Source organism: Photobacterium sp. TY1-4 (assembly GCF_025398175.1).
Lineage (GTDB): Bacteria > Pseudomonadota > Gammaproteobacteria > Enterobacterales > Vibrionaceae > Photobacterium.
Window position 1 is genome coordinate 791,097 of the sequence record NZ_CP099735.1, and the last position, 22,196, is coordinate 813,292.

General features: G+C 50.4%; 23 protein-coding genes. 13 read left to right on the forward strand and 10 right to left on the reverse strand.

Translation table 11 applies throughout. The annotated features are described in order from the left end of the window. Positions 1–205: 205 nt before the first annotated feature. A complete protein-coding gene (locus NH461_RS20305) occupies positions 206–1,129 on the reverse strand; it encodes a cation diffusion facilitator family transporter (protein WP_261604412.1) in 924 nt (307 codons plus the stop codon). 206 nt (positions 1,130–1,335) lie between these two features. On the opposite strand from NH461_RS20305, the gene NH461_RS20310 reads away from it, so the two are divergent. Next, positions 1,336–1,557 carry a hypothetical protein gene (locus tag NH461_RS20310; RefSeq protein ID WP_261604413.1) on the forward strand — a complete coding sequence of 74 codons (222 nt, stop codon included), beginning with the start codon at positions 1,336–1,338 and terminating at the stop codon, positions 1,555–1,557. A gap of 315 nt (positions 1,558–1,872) precedes the next feature. Next, complete coding sequence (locus NH461_RS20315; RefSeq protein ID WP_261604414.1) at positions 1,873–2,148, forward strand: hypothetical protein; 276 nt, start codon at positions 1,873–1,875, stop codon at positions 2,146–2,148. A 267-nt stretch (positions 2,149–2,415) separates the two neighbouring features. Here NH461_RS20315 and NH461_RS20320 read toward each other — a convergent pair whose 3' ends face one another. From NH461_RS20320 to NH461_RS20345, 6 genes are all read right to left on the reverse strand, one after another. Beyond that, positions 2,416–2,760 carry a hypothetical protein gene (locus tag NH461_RS20320; protein WP_261604415.1) on the reverse strand — a complete coding sequence of 115 codons (345 nt, stop codon included), beginning with the start codon at positions 2,758–2,760 and terminating at the stop codon, positions 2,416–2,418. A 166-nt stretch (positions 2,761–2,926) separates the two neighbouring features. After that, on the reverse strand, positions 2,927–4,117 hold the full coding sequence (locus NH461_RS20325; RefSeq protein WP_261604416.1) for a cystathionine beta-lyase: 1,191 nt from the start codon (positions 4,115–4,117) through the stop codon (positions 2,927–2,929). A gap of 78 nt (positions 4,118–4,195) precedes the next feature. Further along, a complete protein-coding gene (locus tag NH461_RS20330) occupies positions 4,196–4,900 on the reverse strand; it encodes a hypothetical protein (RefSeq protein ID WP_261604417.1) in 705 nt (234 codons plus the stop codon). A gap of 295 nt (positions 4,901–5,195) precedes the next feature. Continuing rightward, the gene (secF, locus tag NH461_RS20335; RefSeq protein ID WP_410000134.1) at positions 5,196–6,092 is read right to left on the reverse strand and encodes a protein translocase subunit SecF; all 897 of its coding nucleotides are present in this window, start codon (positions 6,090–6,092) and stop codon (positions 5,196–5,198) included. Positions 6,093–6,094: 2 nt separating this feature from the next. Then, entirely contained in the window at positions 6,095–7,918 is a 1,824-nt protein-coding gene (secD, locus tag NH461_RS20340) for a protein translocase subunit SecD (protein ID WP_261604418.1), read from the reverse strand. A gap of 176 nt (positions 7,919–8,094) precedes the next feature. Continuing rightward, a complete protein-coding gene (locus NH461_RS20345) occupies positions 8,095–8,676 on the reverse strand; it encodes a hypothetical protein (RefSeq protein WP_261604419.1) in 582 nt (193 codons plus the stop codon). Between the two features lie 275 nt (positions 8,677–8,951). Between NH461_RS20345 and NH461_RS20350 the strand changes: the two genes are divergently transcribed. Next, a complete protein-coding gene (locus NH461_RS20350) occupies positions 8,952–9,827 on the forward strand; it encodes an NAD(P)-dependent oxidoreductase (protein WP_261604420.1) in 876 nt (291 codons plus the stop codon). 122 nt (positions 9,828–9,949) lie between these two features. Here NH461_RS20350 and NH461_RS20355 read toward each other — a convergent pair whose 3' ends face one another. Both NH461_RS20355 and NH461_RS20360 read right to left on the reverse strand, forming a co-directional pair. After that, positions 9,950–11,158, reverse strand: a complete 1,209-nt coding sequence (locus NH461_RS20355) for a NupC/NupG family nucleoside CNT transporter (RefSeq protein ID WP_261604421.1) — start codon at positions 11,156–11,158, stop codon at positions 9,950–9,952. Positions 11,159–11,584: 426 nt separating this feature from the next. Further along, entirely contained in the window at positions 11,585–12,094 is a 510-nt protein-coding gene (locus NH461_RS20360) for a porin family protein (protein WP_261604422.1), read from the reverse strand. A gap of 259 nt (positions 12,095–12,353) precedes the next feature. Between NH461_RS20360 and NH461_RS20365 the strand changes: the two genes are divergently transcribed. The 4 genes from NH461_RS20365 to NH461_RS20380 all read left to right on the forward strand — a co-directional run bounded on the left by NH461_RS20365 (position 12,354) and on the right by NH461_RS20380 (position 16,142). Continuing rightward, a complete protein-coding gene (locus tag NH461_RS20365; protein ID WP_261604423.1) occupies positions 12,354–12,929 on the forward strand; it encodes a hypothetical protein in 576 nt (191 codons plus the stop codon). Positions 12,930–13,706: 777 nt separating this feature from the next. Then, on the forward strand, positions 13,707–14,357 hold the full coding sequence (locus NH461_RS20370; protein WP_261604424.1) for an SRPBCC family protein: 651 nt from the start codon (positions 13,707–13,709) through the stop codon (positions 14,355–14,357). Positions 14,358–14,654: 297 nt separating this feature from the next. After that, positions 14,655–15,194, forward strand: a complete 540-nt coding sequence (locus tag NH461_RS20375; protein WP_261604425.1) for a GNAT family N-acetyltransferase — start codon at positions 14,655–14,657, stop codon at positions 15,192–15,194. A 639-nt stretch (positions 15,195–15,833) separates the two neighbouring features. After that, positions 15,834–16,142 carry a DUF4198 domain-containing protein gene (locus NH461_RS20380; protein WP_261604426.1) on the forward strand — a complete coding sequence of 103 codons (309 nt, stop codon included), beginning with the start codon at positions 15,834–15,836 and terminating at the stop codon, positions 16,140–16,142. A 130-nt stretch (positions 16,143–16,272) separates the two neighbouring features. Here NH461_RS20380 and NH461_RS20385 read toward each other — a convergent pair whose 3' ends face one another. After that, positions 16,273–16,809: a hypothetical protein gene (locus NH461_RS20385; protein WP_261604427.1), complete on the reverse strand. Its 537-nt coding sequence runs from the start codon at positions 16,807–16,809 to the stop codon at positions 16,273–16,275. A gap of 200 nt (positions 16,810–17,009) precedes the next feature. Between NH461_RS20385 and ovoA the strand changes: the two genes are divergently transcribed. The 6 genes from ovoA (at position 17,010) to NH461_RS20415 (ending at position 22,196) form a co-directional block, all read left to right on the forward strand. Next, a complete protein-coding gene (ovoA, locus tag NH461_RS20390) occupies positions 17,010–19,124 on the forward strand; it encodes a 5-histidylcysteine sulfoxide synthase (RefSeq protein ID WP_261604428.1) in 2,115 nt (704 codons plus the stop codon). Positions 19,125–19,188: 64 nt separating this feature from the next. Beyond that, positions 19,189–19,506 carry a DUF1289 domain-containing protein gene (locus NH461_RS20395; protein ID WP_261604429.1) on the forward strand — a complete coding sequence of 106 codons (318 nt, stop codon included), beginning with the start codon at positions 19,189–19,191 and terminating at the stop codon, positions 19,504–19,506. A 149-nt stretch (positions 19,507–19,655) separates the two neighbouring features. Then, positions 19,656–19,997 (forward strand): hypothetical protein, encoded by a 342-nt coding sequence (locus NH461_RS20400; protein WP_261604430.1) that lies wholly within the window; start codon positions 19,656–19,658, stop codon positions 19,995–19,997. Between the two features lie 85 nt (positions 19,998–20,082). After that, the gene (locus tag NH461_RS20405; RefSeq protein ID WP_261604431.1) at positions 20,083–20,538 is read left to right on the forward strand and encodes an META domain-containing protein; all 456 of its coding nucleotides are present in this window, start codon (positions 20,083–20,085) and stop codon (positions 20,536–20,538) included. Between the two features lie 15 nt (positions 20,539–20,553). Next, on the forward strand, positions 20,554–21,609 hold the full coding sequence (locus tag NH461_RS20410) for a hypothetical protein (RefSeq protein ID WP_261604432.1): 1,056 nt from the start codon (positions 20,554–20,556) through the stop codon (positions 21,607–21,609). Positions 21,610–21,716: 107 nt separating this feature from the next. Continuing rightward, positions 21,717–22,196, forward strand: a complete 480-nt coding sequence (locus tag NH461_RS20415; protein ID WP_261604433.1) for a CreA family protein — start codon at positions 21,717–21,719, stop codon at positions 22,194–22,196.

Consider the following 22,196-nt stretch of genomic DNA (forward strand, 5'->3'; position numbering starts at 1 on the left):
GCTGATGTAACGAACGATTTAATTAACAAGTTAGCTAAAGCCTAGTGAAAGGCTGCACATCACCTCTATCTCATTCATAAGACACGGGCAAAAAAGTGCAAAAATCGCAAAAAAATCGTTCGGGTGACAACGGTCAGGGAGGAATAAAGTGGGTGGCCAGTCCTGTGCAACCTCAGGGCCGGCCGGAAATCAGGAACGCTTGGGCTCAATCGCAGGAATGATCGTCACAGCAGGGATTCACCACCCGCTCGGCGCAAGTATAAGGCTCAATATGGATGATGACATCCACCACTTCATCCAACTTGTCCAGAATATGCGACTTAAAGTTTTCGCTGATCGAATGAGCATGTTCCACACTCATGTTCGGTTCTACCAGCAAGTGAAAGTCCAATAAAATGGTACTGCCGGTTCGGCGACTGCGAATGGCGTGGACCTCACGAATATCCGCATCATCTGCTGCATATTGCTGGATCTTGGCTTCAATCTGGCTATCGGCTTCCGCCTCTGTCAGTTCAAGCAAAGCCGGCCAGAGGATTTCCACCGCGGCTTTGAGGATCATTGCTGTTACCAGCAACGCCGCAACCTGATCCAGGTATTGCAGGCCGGGGAACAGGTAATTGGCTATCACTGCCACCGCAACCGGCAAGGAGCTGAGGGCATCCGTTCGATGATGCCAGGCATTAGCATGCAACGCCCTGCTGTTAATCCGTTTGGCCTGAACCAGGGTCCAGCGATACAGCCCTTCCTTCACCACAATCGATGCCACAGCTGCCACAAAAGCGAGTATACCCGGCGTGGCGGCTGGCTCCTGGCTGAGCGCATGGAGAGAATCCCACCCAATCCCAACCCCGACCATCGCCAACAACACTCCAATAAAAACATTGGTCAGGGTTTCAAAACGCCCGTGGCCATAAGGATGGTTTTTGTCCGCCGGTGCCGTCCAGTATCTGGAACCAATCAAAATGGCGGTATCGGTGACCAAATCAGAAAAACTGTGTACCCCATCGGCAACCAATGCCTGGCTACCCGTCAGCTTACCCACCCCGATTTTGACAATGGCCAAGGCAACGTTCGCCACAGAGCCAACCCAGGTGGCCTTGCGAATCACTTGAACCGGGCTTTCTGACATATTTCAACTCACTCTTTCTCTTCAGGCGTTCTTCCGATTGACGTAACACAGAAGATCCGCCCATTCAGCCTTCAATAGATGGCTGTATCATGACACTTTCCCGCGTCTCAAAAAAGCGACGTGTCTTAAGAATGCATTATAATTGAATGACAGATTGATCGAGTCCCCGTAAATCTTTCCCGGTGATTCACCGCACAGGATAAACGATGGTCAAGAAACGCTGTAAGCTGACCTTCTTTTCGGCATCGCTGGGATGTTTTCTGTGCCTTTCAGGCTGTTCGTCAACATCCCAGACGCAGGCTAACAACCTTCCTTCCGGTATGGATACTGCCCAGTTTCGCCAGCAATATATGGAACTGTACCGCACGCTGGAAGCCCAGCCGCAACCTCAACCGATTCTGATCTTTAAGCCGCTCCCCAAAAGTTGAGCCGCCAGCGCACACTTCTGCAATACATCAATAAAGAAGCGACAGTAAAAAAACCCATATGAAACTGGTATTTCATTGATACCCGCTGAATCCTCAAACGCTTCATTATAAATATTCACGTTAACACTACTTCTTTTAATCGCTTTTTATTATTTGCTTTATCTGGACAAAATATTTGCAACTGGAATTTGCAGCAAAACGACGCCCAGATCACATTAACCAAGAAAAGCAACTGATTTCAAATTGAAAAAATTTACCTTCATCCCATAATAGGACGGTCAATATTAAAATATTGACCATAACAAAAGGACTTTTATGAGACATATTGCCGATTTTATCGAGCAGCTAGAACGGGGCAAAGCGCCTTTCAATATCTGGGTGTACTCAAGTAAAGGTCAATACAGTCAGCTTGGCAATCAAAGTAAACAACTACGAACACCGCAGCTATACCAGGCATTGGATCAGCACCTGCAAGTCGTTATCGAAACGAATCAGGATGCTTTCCTGCTTTTGCCTGAAGTACATGCCGTCGTACCCGTAGCGTTTCGCGAGGGCCAGGTTCAGCTATTGACCCAACCCAATGCTGCATAAGCGCTGAAAATATTACTGACCAAAATCAATAACCATGAAGTGTGTGGCTAGGTGAAGTTTTTGTGCTTTTGTAATATTGGAAAATAAAACAGACCAAATGGTCTGTTTTTTTTGGCTTACACCTCATCGCAACAATAGTCATATAATTTCATATTCGTAATTGATACGATAATTTACGATGCCATTTCAATCATCACCGGGTTTATTGAGGTTGAATGTGAAAGAATCGCCAATAAATCCATATTGACCGGAAATAAATTAACGAGCTCAGTACTGCTGACCTGAAACCTGCCCGGTGATGATCAATGACGGCATCAGCTGACGCTGACCATTGGCACACGCCGCCTTGCCATCTTCCCACCCTTCATCGAAACGGGTCTCGCTGTTCTCCAGAGTGACATCTTTCTGGTAATCCATATCCGGGCTGCCACTGAGATTCAGTGCACTTTCACACCCCTGGTTATACCCATAATGATAAATACTGTCGTACTCAACATTACTGACATAGGCATCGGGATACAATCGGTATTCTTCCATCTCGGATCGGCTACACCCCAACATGGTCAACACCAGTGTTCCCAGAACCAGCCAGCGTAAACATTGCTTCATCATAAGGCCCCTGCTGCATTTTGTTTTCAGTGATCTAAGTCTATACCCAAACCACCGCAACAGGCAGGGTTCAGCGTCACACCAAGGGCTTTAGGACAATGAAAAGGATGATAAATTCAGAGGGGAAAATGAATCAGGCTGCGGGATGCAGCCTGACTGGAGAATTGTGTTATTGATGATTCAGCACGGCATTGAAACGCTCAAAACCGGCTTCAAGATCCCGGATCAGATCATCGACATCTTCCAGGCCGATATGCAGGCGCAGCATAGGTCCGGCAAAATCTTTCTTCTTGGCGGTTCTCAGGGTATTGATATTCTCATTGGCCAAAATCAGGCTCTCGAATCCCCCCCAGGAGTAGCCCATGCTGAAATGCTCCATGCCGTCGAGCAGCGCCGTCAGCGCTTCGGTATTGCCGCGATTAAGCACCACGGAGAATAAACCGTTAGCCCCCTGAAAATCTCGGACGAAGAACTCATGCCCTTCACAACCCGGCAGCGCCGGATGGCGTACATGATCCACTTCTTCGCGCTCAGCCAACCAGCGAGCCACTCTCAGACCGCTTTGTTCATGTTGCTTCAAGCGGACCCCCAGCGTACGTAAACCACGCATCGCCAGGTAGACATCATCCGGAGACGTGCACTGCCCCATCAAATAACTGCTTTCCCGCAGTTGATCCCAGCAGCGTTCATTGGCCGTCGCTGTCCCCAGCATCACATCAGAGTGACCAACAATGTATTTGGTGGCCGCCTGGATAGAAATATCCACACCATGCTCAAAAGGTTGAAAATGAATCGGAGAGGCCCAGGTGTTATCCAACATCACAACCAGATCGTGTTCATGCGCGACACGCGCCAGCGTCGGGACATCCTGCACTTCCATCGTAATTGAACACGGCGATTCCAAAAACAGCACGGTCGTATTCGGACGGATCAGCTCGCGGATCCCCTCACCGATCATCGGATCATAATAGGTCGTTTCCACACCCATCTTGTCGAGAATCTTGTCGCAAAAGTCGCGGGTCGGCTCATACACCCCATCCACCATGAGAATGTGATCACCGGCCTTCACAAAAGAGAGAATGGCGTTGCTAATCGCGGCGGTACCACACGGATACAGCGCACACCCGACGCCGCCTTCAAGCTCTACCATGGCTTCCTGAAACGCAAAGTGTGTGTTGGTACCGCGGCGTCCGTAAAATAGCGCTTTATTGGCACGGTTCGCCGTCGCATGCTTCATCTCTGCGACAGAATCAAACACAATTGTCGATGCCCGACTGACCGGTGGATTCACCAGATGCTGGGTCCACTTTTTCGCACGCCCAGCGGTGATAATTTTGGTGTCTTGTTGCTTCTTTCCCATTGTCTACCCAAATTCCCTTATAAACCCTGACATTGACGTTAACACAATTGTAAAGGCCTTGGGTAGCTGGCAGGAACTTTATCTCACCGCAGCGTAGCGCTGGGCCGGTCGTACGGTTTGAGGCTGAGGAATACTGGGCATATCAAAGCGTACGGTATGCGGATCCGTCATTTCCAAATGTGCCCGGAAATTCAGACAAGCCCCCATCACTTCAAGATTGCCGGCAACTTTAGCCGTCAGCACCGCCAGCAAAATCGCTTTGTAGGCAAAATGCCGATGAAGATCAATGGCAACCTCGGCCGAGCAGGGCTTTCCACCATGGGGACGCAGCACCTGGAGGGCCTGCTTTTTCGGATACAGTTGAAACACATTATGATTGATGCTTTTCGCCTGCTTAATCATATTGCGAATTTCACAACGGGAAACGGGACTATAGCAGCCGTGATATTCTTCACCAGCCACGCTCTTGAGGTATTCATGATGAAGCGGGGTCATTTGCCCGTTCTGGCTGGGCAGACTGAGGAAAATAATATCTTCGTAATCATCCCCCAGAGTTTGGAAAATCCCGCGGGTTTGCGCCACAAAACCTTTATTCAGCAGACAGTTAATTGCCTTCAGACCCGACAGGTACTGGGTCAGGATCGACAACATGGCTTCATGCATCACACGTTCGCCCTTCTCGGGACAAGGTTCTGAAACCGGCTCCGTATCCAGTAAATCATGTAGCTGCGCATCGACAAACTGGACAATTCGATGATTTAACTTCATTTCTGTGTCGTACATAAAACAGCCTTTGTCATTTATCTGTGGATTAAGTTAAAACTCGTCACGCTCACTTTCGATAAATGCAACCGCGATTGCGCTTCACTTTCCTTGCGATTCAAGCAACCAAATAATGTGACTTTTCGCACAGTTCTATTAGTGAAGTTAAATTGAGTATCGACAAGTATTGATTAATTTGCATTCGAAAAATGAAAGTCATCATAAAATAGTTCTAATCGTCTCAATCCTAAGACAAAGGCCGCCGAAGCGACCTTGATGCTGTCCGTTTACTTTTTTGCCCGTGATTACCTGTGAATCAGGGCATTTCACTCACCGGCTCAGGCAGATAGTGACGGGCCTTGAGCCTCAGTATTTCCGGCAACACTGTTCCGACTGAGACCGATGACCAGGTTCCGGTCAGAATCCCGATGAACATCGCCAGCGCAAACCCCTCCAGCGGCCCGCCCCCCAGTAACCACAACGCCCCGACAGTCATCAGCGTGGTGCCCGATGTAACCAGCGTCCGTGAGATAGTCGCCGCCAGGGCCTCATTGCTGACCTGGCTGATCGGTGCCTGTGGTTTGGCAATCAGCACTTCCCGGATACGATCGGCAATAATGATCGAGTCATTCAGGGAATATCCCAGAATGGCCAACACCGCTGCCAATACAGTGAGGTTGAACTCCATTTGTGTCGCCGCAAAAAAGCCCAACACGAAAATCACATCATGGGCCAGTGCAACCACCGCGCCGGATGCCAACCGCCATTCGAAGCGGTAGCTCAGATAGCCCAAGATGCACAACACTGACACCAACAGGGCCAAGCCCCCCTGCTCTGCCAGTTCCTGTCCCACTTGCGGCCCCACCATACTGGTGTTTAACACCTGCACTGTGGTATCCAGCTTGTTCAGGGCGTCAGCCACATCCGGCACCTGCCCCTGCGCCGGGATCGCGTAGCGCAACACCCAACGGCCAGGCTCACCGGCAGCAATCACACTCACATCCTGGCCCAGTGCGGTATCCAGTACCAGAGCCAGCTCGTGGCTGGTAACCGCCTGTTTGAACTGCACCTCGGTGACAATCCCCCCGGTAAAATCCAGCCCCCAGTTCAAACCGCGAATCCCAATCGTCAGAAGGGATGCGACCAACAGGATCAGCGACACCAGGGTGGTGAAGTAGCGCCACCGGGTAGCATTTTTAATCGAAATCATCATCTTTAAATTCGCACCTCACGTCGTGCATCACGACCCCACACCAGATTGATCAGGGCGCGGGAAGCAAAAATACCGGTAAACATACTGGTCAACAAACCCAGTCCCAGCGTCAGGGCAAAGCCCTGCACCGGACCATTCCCCACGGCATACAACACCACTGCGGTGATCATGGTGGTGAAGTTCGCATCGAAGATTGTCGTAAAGGCGCTGCGAAATCCCTGATCGATCGCTTGCGCCAGGCTGCGGCCTTCCTGAAGCTTGTCGCGGATCCGTTCGAAAATCAGCACATTGGTATCCACGGCCATGCCCACCGTCAGCACCAGACCCGCGATTCCCGGCAAGGTCAGCACCGCACCCGGGATCAAAGCCAACAAACCAAACAACATCACCATATTGGCAATCAGGGCAATATTGGCGACCCATCCCAACCGCCGGTACCAGAGCGCCATGAAGACGAGGGTCATGCCTAAACCCAATGCCAAAGCGGCAAAGCCATTGTCGATATTCTCGGCCCCCAGGGTCGGGCCAATCGTCCGCTCTTCCACAATAGTGACCGGGGCTGTCAGCGATCCGGCACGCAGCAACAGTGCCAACTCCTGCGCATCGGCAATATTTCCGGCGCCGGTGATGCGAAAGCGGTTGCCCAGTTGGCTCTGTATCTTGGCCACGCTGATCACCTGACTGTGTTGCTCAGTATTCCCTGCCGCATCCCGGCTGTACTCACTAAAGACCGTCGCCATCGCCTTGCCGATATGCTGACGGGAGAAAGACGACATCAGTTGTCCGCCAGTCCGATCCAGAGTGATATTGACCTCCGCAGCACCCATTTCACCAAACCCGGCCCGGGCATCAACAATATGCTCGCCGGTCAATACCGGCTGGCGGGCCATACGGACCGGCTGTCCCTGTGCATCCGACAATAGGATGCTGCTGTCACTGCCGGGGGCCTTGACGACATGAAATGCCAGACTGGCCGTTGCCCCCAGCACACGTTTTGCTGCTGCCGGATCCTGAACGCCGGGCAGCTCAATCCGGATCCGGTTCTCGCCCTGGCGTTGCACCAGGGCTTCGGTGATCCCCAACTCCTCAATCCGGCTGCGCATAGTTTGCAAGTTTTGCTGGACCGTGAGTTGGCGTAGCGCGCGTTGCTCCTCCGGACTCATCATTAAGATCAGCTGATTTCCGGCCCCATAGACCACTTGCCATTGCGGCGCTTGCTGTCGCAGATACTGCCGCACTTGCCCCTCGGCTTCCGTGGAGGGCAGCAACACGGTCAGGCGATCTGAAGCGGCCAGTGTCACCCGGGCCTGGCGGATCCCTTGCTGGCGCAGGGTTTGTCGCAGCGAGTCCCGGAGCTGTGTCGCGTGGGCCTGATACACGGGCTCAAGGTCCACCTCCAGCAGAAACTGAACCCCGCCCCGTAAATCCAGCCCCAGCTTAATGGGAACAAAACCCAGTTGTTGCAGCCAGTCCGGAGCCGCCGGTGACATCGCCAGGGTTAACCGGCTATCGCTGGCGTCAACCCCGAAGAGCGCCGCTAATATTTGCTTGGCTTCGGTTTGCTGCGAAGGCTGCTGCAGGACCACAACCGTTCTTTCCGGCTGCTGATCAATCCGCTTGACGGCAATCCCCTGGGCAGCCAATTCATGCGCAAGCTGAACGATATCCGGCCCCGCGTCGCCCGATGATCCGATCTGGATTGCCGCATCTTCGCCATACCAGGTCGGGAGGGCACTCAACAGCATCACGATGAAAGAGACCACCAACACCACATATTTCCATAATGGATAGTGGTTCAGCCGTCGTTGTAATTGTTTCTTTCTCATTGTTTTTTACCATGCACTAGGTTCCGACCATGGCAAACATGCGCCGGACCCCGTTGCCGACAACCGTCGGCAAATACGAAACGCCCGCCAGCCTTGCTGTAACAGCGGCAGGAAGCGGTACATTGTGACAGGTGCCGTGGAACGGCAGACCTGCGCCGGCGTCGATTCAGACGCGATCAGCGTACAAGAGAAAAGTGATGCGGATGGGGTTGATAGAGCTGATTACTGTCTTTCCAGCCAGCGACTCGCCCGGCTGGCGGGATCACCCGACGGGTCCAGTCCAGCGTGGCATGAAAATCGATACGGTAGCCAACAGCAAAACTTGGTGCCGGCTCAATCGGCAGCTCGAATACCAGCAAATACTGCGGCTCAGGTTCATCTGCGTTATCCCGACAGCCAAGGGCCATCCGGGAGGATCCGAACAATGCCGGATCCAGTTGCCGATCGGAGGAGGAATGGTGATGGTTGTCTTGTTCTGGCGGCGCCTTGCTGCAGGTGTCCGAACTCGGGAACACGGACGTAGCTTCCGGAACGGCGCTGAAATCCCGCTCTCCTGCAGTTGCGTCGACATGAGAACCGACAAAGCGCGGATCATCGAGGGCAGCTTCGTCAAAGAGAGCACCTTCAGATTGAGCGCCGGCAAGCGGAGAGAATTGCTGAACCGGTCCTGTAACAAGCTGCGGGGCTATCGCTGTTGCCAGATGTGCAGAAGCCGGCGCAAGGACGCCCAGACCAACACATACGACCAACAAAATCATGCTCAAAAGCTTCCGAAGCATATGACCAGCACTCCAGACCGTCTTATACCATTACTGCTGGCATCATAGGAGGTGTACACGAATGGCACAAGGAATTATTACGCCTGTGGCCCCGTAAGTTCACCTCCCCGACGACTGCGCTTCGTGTTGCAGCCCTCGCTGGACGATGCATCGGTCATCCGGTACCCCTGCCGTTTTTTCATTGCTGACACCAGGCGGGTTCATTATAGTGATGCCCATTCGCCTGACGATTCAAACAAACAGGGAAGCAACAGATGACAACAATAAACATTGCATTTATCGGGCTGGGAACCATGGGCTTTCCAATGGCCGGTCACCTGGCCAACGCCGGACATCCGATCACGGTCTATAATCGCACCACAGCCAAAGCACAGCAGTGGGTCGAAACTTACAAAGGTCAGTATGCGCTTACACCGGGTGAAGCTGCTGAAAATGCTGATTTCATCTTTACTTGTGTCGGCAACGACGATGATCTGCGTGAAGTCTACTGCGGCCCATCCGGGATACTCGCGCACGCCAAACCCGGCGCCATTCTGATCGATAACACCACCGCCTCCGCTGAAGTGGCCCGTGAAATTGCTGCTCAGGCCGAAGCCAAAGGCATGGCCTTTATGGATGCCCCGGTTTCCGGTGGCGAAGCTGGTGCGGTCAATGGCTGTCTGACCGTAATGGTCGGCGGCAAACCGGACGTTTTTGCGACCGCTAAACCGGTTATCGACTGCTTTGCCAAGGCCACGACCCTAATGGGCGATATCGGCTACGGGCAGATCACCAAAATGGCCAACCAAATCTGTATCGCCGGGGTACTGCAAGGCTTGTCCGAAGCAATCACGCTGGCCAAATCTGCAGGTCTGGACATTGAAAAAATGACCGAAGTGCTCAAGCACGGTGCAGCTGGCTCATGGCAGTTGGAAAACCGGGCAGTCACGATGGCGGAAGATAAATTCGATTTTGGTTTTGCCATCGACTGGATGCGCAAAGATCTCGGGATTTGCTTCGATGCGGCGGAAAAATTAGGCGTCGATCTTCCTCTGACCAAACAGGTGGATGAGAAGTACGCCGCGCTGCAAGCTCGCGGGTTTAACCGTGCGGATACCTCGGTGCTCATCAAGCAATTTGATGAGAAATAAGCCCCGGACGATCACGTTTCGAAACAGCAGATAAAAAAACCGCCAAGCATTGGCGGTTTTTGAGGGGGCACATTGAATGCCCCACTTTGCGGAAGCCTTGTCGCCTTGTAACCTTGTCGCCCTTACAGACTCACAAAAATCCCGGCCAGAGCAGCACTCATCAGGTTCGCCAGAGTTGCCGCCAGCACAGCTTTAAAGCCCAATCCCGCCACATCACTGCGACGATCCGGCGCCATCACACCAATAGAACCCAGCTGGATGGCAATCGAACCAATGTTGGCAAAGCCACACAGCGCGAAAGTGATGATCACCTGACTGTTCTGAGACAGGGTTTCTTTAATGTTCACGAAGTCCAGAAACGCTACGAACTCGTTCAGGATCAATTTCTGGCCGATAAACGCCCCAGCTTGCAGCATTTCAGTAGCCGGTACACCAATGATAAAGGCCAGTGGCGAGAACAGGTAACCCAGGATGCTTTGCATCGTCAGGCTTTGCACCCCAAACCATTCACCGACCATTTCCAGACCGGCATTGGCCATGGCGATCACGCTGATGAACGCAATCAGCATGGTCCCGATAGCGACTGCGACGCGCATCCCGTTCATGGCACCGGATGCCAGCGCATCAATCGCATTGCTGTGATCGCTTGATGCCATTTCGATATCCGTTTGCTCCGTCGGCGTTCCCTGCTCAGGAACCAGGATTTTCGCCATCAGCAAACTCCCCGGTGCGGCCATAAAGCTGGCGGCAATCAGATATTTCAGATCAACCCCCAGACCGGCGTAACCGCCCAGCACACTTCCGGCAACCGAGGCCATACCACCGGTCATGACCGCAAACAGCTCGGAGCGCGTCATCCGCGACAGGAAAGGTTTCACCAACAGCGGCGATTCGCCCTGAGACAAAAAGATATTCCCCGTCGCCACCAGCGATTCCGCACGGCTGGTGCCCAGGACTTTCTGGATCCCGCCACCAATAACTTTGATGACCCATTGCATCACGCCGAGATAGTAAAGAAGAGAGATCAGAGCACTAATGAAGATAACGAGAGGAAGGACACGAACCGCAAAGATAAATCCGGAATTGGCGAGGTCGCCAAACAAGAACTTGATCCCTTCATCGGCAAAACCCAGTACGCTGGCGACACCGCTGCTCATTGCACCCAACATCATCTGCCCGACCGGCATATACAAGACCAAAGCGGCAAAACCGGCTTGTAACAACAAAGCCCCGCCCACGGTACGCCAGTTAATGGCTTTTCGATTTTCAGATAACGCGCAAGCGCATGCGACCAGCACTAAAATACCGGCCAAACTAATTAACAACTGCATTATTTCGTCCTGTTGCTTGGAATAAATGGAATGCCGAAATATGAAGGTGTTACTGCTTGCTGCAACAAGAGAGCGACTGCTTTCGGGGAAAAAGCAAAATAGGAAGGTTCTGAACCCTGAAGTTCAGTGAATAATTTGGATTCCGCCCACATGTACAACATACAAGTCACCTTGATAACAAGCTAAAATAACGCCGGTCCAACTCCGTGGGTCGTTCACATTTCCATGGTGACAGCTTGTAACTAAGGTGGCTGAACTCTAGGGTTCTGGCCGGAAGCGGAGTATATAGAGATATAGTTCACATTAACAAGCCCAAAGGCTGATATTTTTGTGATCAATGATTCTTTTGTACAGAAAACATGCAGGGACCGGCAAAAGCCAGTCCCCGCACGTCGTTATCTTCCCGCCAGCGGGAAAACAATCGCTTTAGAATTTGTAGTCCACAGACCACATCAGCTGCTGTGAGTTTTCCAGTTTGGTCTGGTGCTCTTCATAGTCCTGCTCCAGGTAGCGGTAGGTCAAATCTGTCGACCATTGCTCGTTGATTTGATACATCGCGCCCACTTGGCCGCCCCACACAAAGTCAGTGGCGCTTTCATTGCCGATTTCACTGTCAGCTACACCAGCAGAAACACCAGCAAACAGATTCACTTTTTGTGCGACCGGCATCAGATAGTCATACGAGGCCAGGAACATGTTTTGCTCGCTCTTATCCATGTAGCTATACGTGCCCATCAAGCGATGATGGTCGTTCAAAATAGCACCACCTCGCAGTTGTACCGCAACATCTTCGCCATTCTGATCATTCGCGCCTTTGATACTGTCTTCCTGATAACCGACACCGGCACCCACAAACCAATCTGTGCTGACTGCAAATGCAGGGGTTGCAGCCACAGCGGCCAGAGTCAGGGTTGAGATCATTGCTAATTTTTTCATTGGATAGCTCCTCGATTATCCGATACCACGCACCACATTGATGCATTCGGTAGTGTTCGATTTGTTGAGACCCACTTTACACCGAGAAGCTGAACCAAAACTTAAAATATAAAACAATGTTTTATTTCTGAATCCAATCTGAATCGACGCCTGAGAGTGCCGTCCTATTTAGATCTGATTCATGTCTGATTCAGCCCGTGATTGACTCATCTGCAGACACAGGCATAATGAACAAGGACTTATCATGCCGGAAACTTCGATGCCAAAATCAAGCACATTGCGATGTGTGCGAATTGCCCTCCCCCTGCTGCTGACCTTGCCCCTGGTTTTCTCACCAGTTTTACAGGCCAATCAATACGTCGCAGATCGTAAGTTGCTGAATTATCTCGACAGCTATGGCAACCTGTTTCTAAGAAATGCCAAGAACTTCCGATTACCCGATCCGCTCATCGTCAACGGCAACATGAATCTGGAGTACAGTAACATCGAGTCGTTGCCGCGCAAATTGACGGTCGAAGGTAACCTCAATCTGGCCTATAGCAAAATCAAAACCCTTCCCTTGCAGCTGATTGTTCATGGTTATATCAATCTCGCCCACTCAGACATTACGGCGCTCAACAACGGATTACAGGTACCGGGTGACTTAAGCCTGATGGGGACCAAAATTAAGACGCTGCCGCCTTACTTATATGTCGGCGGTGATCTGTATCTGGCCAATACGGCCATAACCGCTTTGCCGCAGTTTTTAGTGGTGAAGGGAAATATCTATTTGGGTGGCGCACCGGTCACACAGTTCCCGAAAGAAATATCGGTTGGCGGGACAATTTATAAATAACCGTTGCTCTATTTTCCTGATAAAACCATGTCATCAAAAGGCAAACGTTTGCTATATCGCAAATAAATAATTCAATATCAAGAAATTTAAACTAGATTATTTTGGCACAAGCTTTCAGCGGATATTTGAGCCAGAAACACGGAGACTAACGCTATTGTGCTTCTGGCATTTTTCACACTAAATATGCATATGAATCAATACATTGCGCCTTCGCGCAGCAGAAATTACTTCGTTCTACCCTTCACGTTCGTGGTTTGTGATTGATGGTAGAACCATTGTCTGCGGTTTCTGTTATTAGTCATATTTACCTCTCATTTTCCAAAACGAGTAAGGTTGATATTTCGCTTAATTAATACCGTCTTACTCTTCAAATCAGCTTTACTATACCTAACTGGATATGACGTCCTGATGACAGTTAAATAAAAGTAATGCGTCACATACCCTGATGAAGTTACTTTCAACATAGAACCTGTAAGTTTTAAAAAGTTCAGTCGAAAGAGCAGGGATTAAGGGGAAGATATCAAACAAGATGGGTTTACAGCGGTTTGTTAAACGGATTCAAGAATCCACGCTCCTCAATACTTATCACCATCTTATTCACATCACCAAAAATCAATATAAGAGCCAATGATGCATTTTGCAACCATTATTTTTCAGCACCTCATCCTGATTTGTTAACTCTATCGCAAATCTATACCGACGCGCAGACCAAACCGTACTCTAACCTTCTCATAAATAACGGGTTCTTATCGATATCAATCCGGAGCCCGGCACCAGATGCTCCCATTTGGCGCCTGTGTGGCCCCCTTCCGCACCGCTTCAGGTCATGATGTGTCGGGATGGATTGTACAGATAGTAGCGATACAGATGTCTCAAAACAGAGACCCTGTTTCCATTGACTCCCCCATCAATTTTGTTAACATCTTGATTACAACTCGACTTAAGGTTGACGATATGGCTATTCATAGCATTGCCTTAGAACAAGCAGTAGCTGTCCCTAAGCAAGTCCTGTTTCAGTTGCTCACCGATCACAACAACCTCGGACGCTTCTTTGATGCCGAGTATTCACTGATCAAACAAGGCAAACCCGAGGAGAATGGCATTGGGGCTGTGCGAGAAGTCAACCTCGGCCGCTTTCGTTTCCGCGAGCAGATTATCGATTACAAAGAAAATGAACATTTGCACTATAAAATCATTGAGGGTGCGCCCCTCAACGAGCACGGCGGCTGGATCCGTTTCGAAAGCCTCAGTGCCGATAAAAGCCTGATCCACTACCGCATCAAATTTTCTCCGCGCTTTCGCGGCACCGGTTGGTTTATTAAGCTGCTGCTGGAGAACAATATCAAGAAAGCGCTGGCAAAGATTGCCACCTACGGTGAATCAACATGGAAGGCGCAACAAGTCTCCCAACCACGCTCCGAAGCCTGATCTCCCCGCGTTGAGCATCCCCTTGCTCTCAAGTGTCCATTTGCTTCTCCTCTATTCTGTGACTCGATTTCTCTTCAAAGGCTCTGCACACACGGCCTGTTCCAGACATACAATTTCAGGAGCCGCCCGCGTCATGAGGTGACATCAAACTGTCAACTCCTGCGCTTACGCTTTCAGGCGCATATTCAAGGTTTCTGCATCTCTTTGATCGAATCGATTGCATCTCTGATATGAACGAGATTTAATAACTGCCATTCTTCTTGACGTGCATACATCATCAGATTTTAAGGAACACGCATGGGACACCAACCGCTGCTCACCACGGACCGACTTATCCTGAGGCCATTCCAGCTCTCCGACGCGCCCAAAGTCCAGCGTCTTGCCGGTCATGAGCAAGTTGCCAATGGCACCATTAACATCCCCCACCCTTATACGGACGGGATGGCCGGGCAATGGATCGGGAAACACCTGGCAGGCTGGCAAAGTGGTCAGTCCGCGATATATGCCATTACCCTCAAGATGAATTATCAATTGGTGGGATGTGTCGGCTTACACAACATCGCCAATCAACGTGCCCAACTCGGCTACTGGCTGGGCGTCCCGTTTTGGGGCAACGGTTACTGTACGGAAGCAGCCAAACGCGTCACGGAATTCGGCTTCAAGCGCTTACACCTTGAGGTGATTTACGGCCAGCATTTCCGTCGGGATCCAACACCAGGCAAGATCCTGAAAAACATCGGCATGGAACATGTCATGACCAAATCCGATGCGACTCGAGCCCACATGATCACCGAGGATCTTGAATACTATGAGTTGAAAGCCCTTGTCGAAGCTTAACCACTACACACCGCGCTCTATAGACAGATTGATGTGGCATAAAAACGGCTGACGTTATTCTGGCAGGATATATCACTGCCATCGCGTGGTTATTTACGTATTCACAATCCATCAAGCCGTCAATCTACCGTCAATTGCACTGACATTGAATATGCGTCAAAAATAATCACTGCAGTCAAACCAATGCCAAATGACATTTATAAAAGTGAAATGCATGGGTTACTTTTTATAATACCTTGTCTCATTCATGAACCATTAGTTCTATTAAATTATTTATGATAAATTTTAAGTTGCTTAAATATATGAATGAATTGTTAATACGATAACGTAAAATGAAACAAAGTGTTAGCCTTAAATTCTATCAAAATTTCATCTGTTTTTGTGATCAGACGCTATACTCAAATTAACGGATCGCTCGAGAAGATATGAATTGATTTTGTTTCGAACGCATTTATCTCGAATCTTCCGAAAGGTTAATCATATTGAGGCCATAACATCCTGATTAAGAATTAAAACAACAACAATCTAACTCAGAATGAAATATAGAACCTGACGGCCGGTCTTATTTTAAGCATGGGTAAACCGTTGCACTTGCAAATGAGAATAAGGCAATTGCCGCAGACTGATGAGGTAAAGAATATGTCTAGCTTAAAAGTACTGACTGCTACTGCTGCCATCCTGATGTCGACTTCTGTCCTGGCGGATATCCGCGTCGCAGATACACATAATGGCGCATGGGTTACCGTGACCGAAAACGGTCAGCCCGCTGCGAATGCATCGGTTTCTGTTGCCAATGTTCCACAACAGAAAAAAACATATCAAACTGATGAAAAAGGCCGGGTATTTATTCCTCTGACTATCGAACAATCTCGCTCTATTAAATATAAAGCGAAAACAGAAAGCGGACGTGAATCAAGCCGTTATGCTTTCCACTCAACTAACCGTTAACTAAACTCAGTTATCGATAGAGAGTTCTCCGGGCCCTGCGATGCAGGGCCTTTCTTTTGCAGCCCTTTCTGCACTCCCCGTATAAACATCATGCTCAAAAGAACGATGAATCGAAGAGCACCACACTCATTCATTTGAGTTCACGCCATCTCAGATCTCTGGCTAACATCAAGGCTAAGCCCAAAACTTGTAAAAATAGCGCCAAATTTCGCTGCCTGGAAATAGATTCCATCACGCGTTGATAAGACTGAGCTAATGCCAAATTCTGAATATATAATCGGTCAATTTTATGTCGGTACTCAGCCTGAACGTCATTCATTCTTTGCATAAGTGCCGGAATTTCAACAATCGATAAATCGGACAACGAAATATTCAGCCAATCATCAACCTCTGCAATCACTTGTTCTTTCACCGATGCCGCAAGCGGCTGGTGATTCACATCTTCAATCGATGTCAAAATCAAAACCAATTCGCGTTTCCTTTCAATCGTTTCAATTTGTTGCCAGGTTAAACCAATTAACTTTTCGTTACTCTCCTGCTGCTGAATCATGCCATTGGCTTCTCGCATCGCATGATCAATAGAAAAGTTGGTCATTAGTGCCGAGATAATATTCAGCAGTAATCCGAACGCCACAAAGACCCATGTTGGTACAGACCATTTACGCATCCGTTCACCCCTGTTAATCCGGCCATATAAATAAATCATAGGCTTTGGGGATCAGAGTCGTTCATCTTCGTTTGATACGTCGTGGCACTTCATCTCTGATGTGCCTGTTGTCTAACTATCAAAAAACAACACATTTCTTTGGTGAACTATTTCCTTTCTGGCTACGTTTAAAAGTACTGTTTCAGAAGGGAAAGTGTGCAATGGAAAACCAACAACGAAAAGCAACACGTACGCTGTGGCTGACAGGAGAAAGTGCAGAACGAAAGCGCCAGGAACTCAAAGATGCTTTCAATCAGACCTGGCACCTGTATGAGTCTCTTTTTGAGGTGATCAACAACGACGCCGCTTTTTACAGCAAACCTGAACCATTACGTCATCCGCTTATTTTCTATTACGGCCACACCGCCGTTTTTTATATCAACAAGTTAAAACTCGGCAAATATATTGATCAACGGATTGATGAACACTTCGAATCGATGTTCGCCATCGGCGTGGACGAGATGTCGTGGGATGATCTCGATGACAATCACTATGACTGGCCATCCGTTGCCGCCGTCAACCACTATCGTGACCAGGTCTCAGCGCTGGTCAATGCCTTTATCGAGACCATGCCGCTCGAACTGCCAATCACCGCAGCCGATCCGGCCTGGGTGATCCTGATGGGCATCGAACACGAACGGATCCATCTGGAAACCTCTTCGGTTATCATCCGCCAGCTTCCCCTTTGCGATGTCAGTCCCCACCCGAACTGGCAGCCTTGCCCAGACAGCGGTACCCCGGCTGATAACCAACTACTGTCAGTCAGTGGCGAAACCATCACCCTGGGTAAACCTGAATCCGCCCCCACGTACGGCTGGGACAATGAATACGGCGAACAATGCTTTCAGGTCGACAATTTCAAGGCCGCCAAATATCTGGTGTCAAATCAGGAATACCTGGCCTTCGTGAAAGCCGACGGCTATCGCCAGCCCCGCTACTGGAACGACGAAGGGAAAGCCTGGCTTGCCTATACGCAAGCCACCATGCCGCGCTTCTGGCGCTTCCGGGACGGCGATTGGTTACAGCGTAACTTGACAGAGGAAATCCTGCTTCCGCTCAATTGGCCGGTGGAAGTGAACCAGCTTGAAGCCAAAGCATTTTGCAACTGGAAAGCCGAACAAAAACAAGCCAACATCCGGTTACTGACCGAAGCCGAGTGGTATGTGCTTCGCCAAAGTATCGAGGAAGATTCTCCGGCCTGGCACGAGCCCCCCGGCAATATTGAATTGGCTTACTATGCCTCGTCCTGCCCGGTTGATCGGTTTGAACACGGTGGCTTTTGCGATATCGTCGGCAATGTCTGGCAATGGACAGAAACCTGTATTGACGGATTTCAGGGCTTCTCGGTCCACCCCCTCTATGATGACTTCTCCACCCCGACCTTCGACGGCAAGCACAACCTGATCAAAGGCGGCTCCTGGATCTCGACCGGAAACGAATCGATTCAATCATCCCGCTACGCCTTCCGACGGCACTTCTATCAGCACGCCGGGTTCCGCTATGTTGAATCCAATCAGAATCCGGACAGCATGACCTCGCTGAATATTTATGAAACAGATGAGCTGATCTCCCAGTATCTTGAGTTCCACTATGGCGATGAGTATTTCTCAGTTCCGAATTTCTGCATCAACGGCGTCAAACAATGTCTGCACGAAATTCAGCTCAACCATCAAGGGAAAGCCTTGGACATCGGTTGCTCGGTCGGCCGCGCCTCATTTGAGCTGGCCAGACATTTCGCCCAGGTGGATGCCATTGACTTCTCAGCCCGCTTTATTCAACAGGCCTACAGCCTGACAGAGCAGGGCGAGAAACGCTACACCATCCGAACCGAAGGCGACTTGGTCGAGTTTAAGAGTATTACGCTGGATGAACTTGGTTACAGCAGCGTTGCCGACCGGATCAATTTTGTTCAGGGGGATGCCTGTAATCTCAAGCCCCAGTTCAGTGGCTATGATCTGGTCTACGCTTCGAACCTGATTGACCGTCTCAACGACCCGAAACAATTCCTGTCCACGATCCACCAACGGATCAATCACGGTGGCTACCTGGTCGTCACATCGCCCTACACCTGGCTAGAGGAATATACCGACAAAGCCAAATGGCTTGGTGGGATCAAGGTCAACGGGGAGAACTTCACCACCCTGGACGGCCTGACCGAAACCCTGATCCCCCACTTTGAACTGGTCGCAGTGAAAGAAATCCCATTTGCGATCCGGGAAACCAAGCGTAAGTTCCAGCACAGCCTGTCCGAGATGACCATCTGGCGTAAGCGCTAATCTTGGCTATGCTGTCACATGATGCTACTGTACTGCCCCCGACGGCAGTACAGAGCATGATTCCGTGAAAACACCTTGTGTCGCAAAATGTAAAAACAACGAAGGCATCTGCAGCGGCTGCTTTCGCACCATGGCCGAAATCTCAACGTGGCGCCATATGGACGAAGAAAAACAAGTCCGGACAATCGACGAAATCCGCGGCGAACAGTCGACCCATACCTGTCAACAATGCGGCAAACCGGCTTTTTGCGAGATCAGTGCCGGCAAATCCAACTGTTGGTGTTTCGAACTCAACCGCCGGGACACATCGGGCCTGGACACCGACGGCGCAACTTGCCTGTGTCGGGCCTGCCTGTCACAACTCCCCCTGCGTGATCATTAAAGCGCAACTCGCCCGTATGCATACCGGATCAACTTAATAAATGGGAATAACTGCCGCATATAATGCTGTATCAGCACCGCTATGCTTGGCTTGAGTTTCTCTTTTCAGGCCCTATAATCGAATGATCCACCCACAAGATATAAAATTGAATGCATATATTTTATCGACTACTCGTTCTGATCCCATTGCTGTCTCCGCTTGTCCAGGCACAGCCCCTGAATGTCCTGCCGGACAACGAAAAGCTGTGCATGGAAGCTGTAGGACGGCTTCTGGCCCGCCAGCAGGCCATCTTCAGCAATAGCCAGGCCGAACCCAACCAGCGACGGTTAGCCGAACGAGCGATCGATACCACCCGGGAAGCTTTCTCGGAGAGCGAAAGTTACTGCCAGGCCCAGGCTGCACTCCAGGCCTACGAAAGCCAAAAAGATAAAGACGACAGTTTTCAGCAGCGCCAGGGAGAAGTGAACTACTTCGGACGCAGCACCATTTAAGCACACTGCTGTCTTATCAGCGCAACCTGACAGTCACTAAGATAAGCTATTATTAGCAACAAGGCTGTATCGGGGAGAACAACCAATGCCTACCAAACCTTGGCTGTGGACGGTGATTTTGTTCATTGTGGCATTGCTCGGATGCGAGGAAAAAGTTACTGCCGGCTTCGCCGTCAAAGATCTTCAGGACAGCTGGTTGCTGATCAAAATTGACGGAAAGGACATTACAATCACCGAGCCCCGAACACCGCCGGGGATGCAGATCGGTGCCGACCTCAAAGTCGCCGGGTTCAGTGGCTGCAATCGTTTCTTCGGCCAGGTAGAACTCACCCCCAAAAGTAAATTCCGAATCACCGCCATGGGCACCACCAAAATGGCCTGTATCCAGAACGAACTGGCGACCATTGAGTCGACCATGACCAAGTCGCTGCAAAAATGGAACAGCATTGCCCTTGAAAATAATCTCCTGACGCTCACATCTGAGCAGCACATCCTGACTTTCACTCCCGGGGAGATCTCCGTGCCGGAAACCCCACAGTAATGAGCAGGGCACCCCATGAAACTGAGTAAACGCAAAGCCAGAGTGCTCAGTTCAGCGATTCAGGACTGGGAGAAAGGTGCGCTGATCACCCCGGAGCAGGCTAAACAATTACGTCACAGCTACCAGATCGTCGGCTTTGATTGGCGCTTACTGGCGGTTTACTCGTTCTGGATTGCCATCAGTTGCCTGATCATTGCCGTCGGCGTACTGCTGGCAGATGACTACCTGCTCGCCTTGCTGGCGCAAATCATCGACACTCCCGCCAGCGTTCTGGCGCTGCTCAGCGCCGGGATCGCAGCGGCTTGCTACATCATTGGCACGCGGCGGCGGGACAAATTTCCCGAGAAAAACATCAGCAACGAGGCGACCTTTTTCTTCGGTGTCTTCATGACCGCGGTGACAGTTGCTTTTTTACGCGAAACCAGCGGGATTGCGCATCGCTACGATGCGCTGCTGTTACTCCTGCTCACGCTGGTTTATGGCGTGCTCGGCATTCGCCTCAACTCCGTTCTGATCTGGCTGTTCGCCCTAATCAGCTTCGGTGCCTGGGAGATGGTTCAAACCTATGAGCTGGCGAACCCTGAAGGCTACTTCCTCGGGATGAACCAAGCCTTGCGATTTGTCTTTGTGGGGATCGCCGTACTGGCTGTCAGCCGGCTTGCCGAGCGCCGGGTCGAATACCAGTATCTGAGCGAGCCGACGTTGTTTGTCGGCCTGCTGTACCTGCTGAGTACCCTGTGGTTACTGTCGATCTTCGGCAATTACGCCGATGCCACCGAGTGGGCCGACGTCCCGCAAATTCATCTGTTGCCTTGGTCTATCCTCGCCGGGCTGGTCTGCCTCGGCGTGATTTATCTCGGGATCCGGTTCGACAACCCCCTGTGCCGGAGTTTCGGGATCACCTTCCTGCTGATTAATCTCTACACCCGCTACTTCGAATACTTCTGGGAATCGATGCACAAAACCATCTTCTTCGCGATTCTGGCACTCAGCTTCTGGCTCCTCGGAACCAAAGCCGAAAAGCTGTGGCAGCTCGGTCGGCAGTTGCAGTCGGAAAGTCAAAAACACTGACGCCATCCATGTTCATCCGAAAAAATCATTGATTATTCATTGGTTAAATCGATCAACTTGGTATGATAAACCCTTCATCCGGCCCAAGCCCGATAGGGAGAATAACAATGAAAAAACTGCTCGTTGCGATGTTGATGACTGGACTACTCGCAGGCTGTTCTGACAATGAAGTAGGAGATGTCTCGCTTGGTGTTTTTACGCTGAAGGACATCAAAATTGAAAATTTAAAGGACGATGTTGTCACGGGGGTAACCTGCCACATTGCCTCTGTCGAAGCCGATTTCAGTTTCGCCGACCCCAGTGACAGCTCCATTTCTTGTCGTCAAACGGGTGACATTACACCTGAAATGATCGCTAAGATTGATAAAAGTAAATCCGGAGAAGTCGTATTCAAGAAGTCCAAAAGTATCTTCTTCAAGTCGATGAAAGTCCGACGCATCTTTGATGCAGACAATCAGACCCTGCTCTACTTGTCTTATACTACGAAAGAAACGGAGGGCAGTTTTAAGCACAGCCTTTCGACGGTGCCATTATGGGGCACCGCTGCTTATGTCGAGCCTAACGTAGCACCTGGCGCAGAACAGTAA

Excerpts from the sequence above, each read along its gene's own strand:
- NH461_RS20310 (WP_261604413.1), top strand. The coding sequence starts at position 1,336 with ATGGTCAAGAAACGCTGTAAGCTGACCTTCTTTTCGGCATCGCTGGGA.
- secF (WP_410000134.1), bottom strand. The coding sequence starts at position 6,092 with ATGATGATTTCGATTAAAAATGCTACCCGGTGGCGCTACTTCACCACC.
- NH461_RS20405 (WP_261604431.1), top strand. The coding sequence starts at position 20,083 with ATGCCTACCAAACCTTGGCTGTGGACGGTGATTTTGTTCATTGTGGCA.
- NH461_RS20330 (WP_261604417.1), bottom strand. The coding sequence starts at position 4,900 with ATGTACGACACAGAAATGAAGTTAAATCATCGAATTGTCCAGTTTGTC.
- NH461_RS20400 (WP_261604430.1), top strand. The coding sequence starts at position 19,656 with ATGCATATATTTTATCGACTACTCGTTCTGATCCCATTGCTGTCTCCG.
- NH461_RS20325 (WP_261604416.1), bottom strand. The coding sequence starts at position 4,117 with ATGGGAAAGAAGCAACAAGACACCAAAATTATCACCGCTGGGCGTGCG.
- NH461_RS20305 (WP_261604412.1), bottom strand. The coding sequence starts at position 1,129 with ATGTCAGAAAGCCCGGTTCAAGTGATTCGCAAGGCCACCTGGGTTGGC.
- NH461_RS20355 (WP_261604421.1), bottom strand. The coding sequence starts at position 11,158 with ATGCAGTTGTTAATTAGTTTGGCCGGTATTTTAGTGCTGGTCGCATGC.
- NH461_RS20380 (WP_261604426.1), top strand. The coding sequence starts at position 15,834 with ATGTCTAGCTTAAAAGTACTGACTGCTACTGCTGCCATCCTGATGTCG.
- NH461_RS20345 (WP_261604419.1), bottom strand. The coding sequence starts at position 8,676 with ATGATTTTGTTGGTCGTATGTGTTGGTCTGGGCGTCCTTGCGCCGGCT.
- NH461_RS20320 (WP_261604415.1), bottom strand. The coding sequence starts at position 2,760 with ATGATGAAGCAATGTTTACGCTGGCTGGTTCTGGGAACACTGGTGTTG.
- NH461_RS20410 (WP_261604432.1), top strand. The coding sequence starts at position 20,554 with ATGAAACTGAGTAAACGCAAAGCCAGAGTGCTCAGTTCAGCGATTCAG.
- NH461_RS20360 (WP_261604422.1), bottom strand. The coding sequence starts at position 12,094 with ATGAAAAAATTAGCAATGATCTCAACCCTGACTCTGGCCGCTGTGGCT.
- NH461_RS20315 (WP_261604414.1), top strand. The coding sequence starts at position 1,873 with ATGAGACATATTGCCGATTTTATCGAGCAGCTAGAACGGGGCAAAGCG.
- NH461_RS20375 (WP_261604425.1), top strand. The coding sequence starts at position 14,655 with ATGGGACACCAACCGCTGCTCACCACGGACCGACTTATCCTGAGGCCA.
- NH461_RS20385 (WP_261604427.1), bottom strand. The coding sequence starts at position 16,809 with ATGCGTAAATGGTCTGTACCAACATGGGTCTTTGTGGCGTTCGGATTA.
- NH461_RS20370 (WP_261604424.1), top strand. The coding sequence starts at position 13,707 with ATGCTCCCATTTGGCGCCTGTGTGGCCCCCTTCCGCACCGCTTCAGGT.
- secD (WP_261604418.1), bottom strand. The coding sequence starts at position 7,918 with ATGAGAAAGAAACAATTACAACGACGGCTGAACCACTATCCATTATGG.
- ovoA (WP_261604428.1), top strand. The coding sequence starts at position 17,010 with ATGGAAAACCAACAACGAAAAGCAACACGTACGCTGTGGCTGACAGGA.
- NH461_RS20365 (WP_261604423.1), top strand. The coding sequence starts at position 12,354 with ATGCCAAAATCAAGCACATTGCGATGTGTGCGAATTGCCCTCCCCCTG.
- NH461_RS20350 (WP_261604420.1), top strand. The coding sequence starts at position 8,952 with ATGACAACAATAAACATTGCATTTATCGGGCTGGGAACCATGGGCTTT.
- NH461_RS20415 (WP_261604433.1), top strand. The coding sequence starts at position 21,717 with ATGAAAAAACTGCTCGTTGCGATGTTGATGACTGGACTACTCGCAGGC.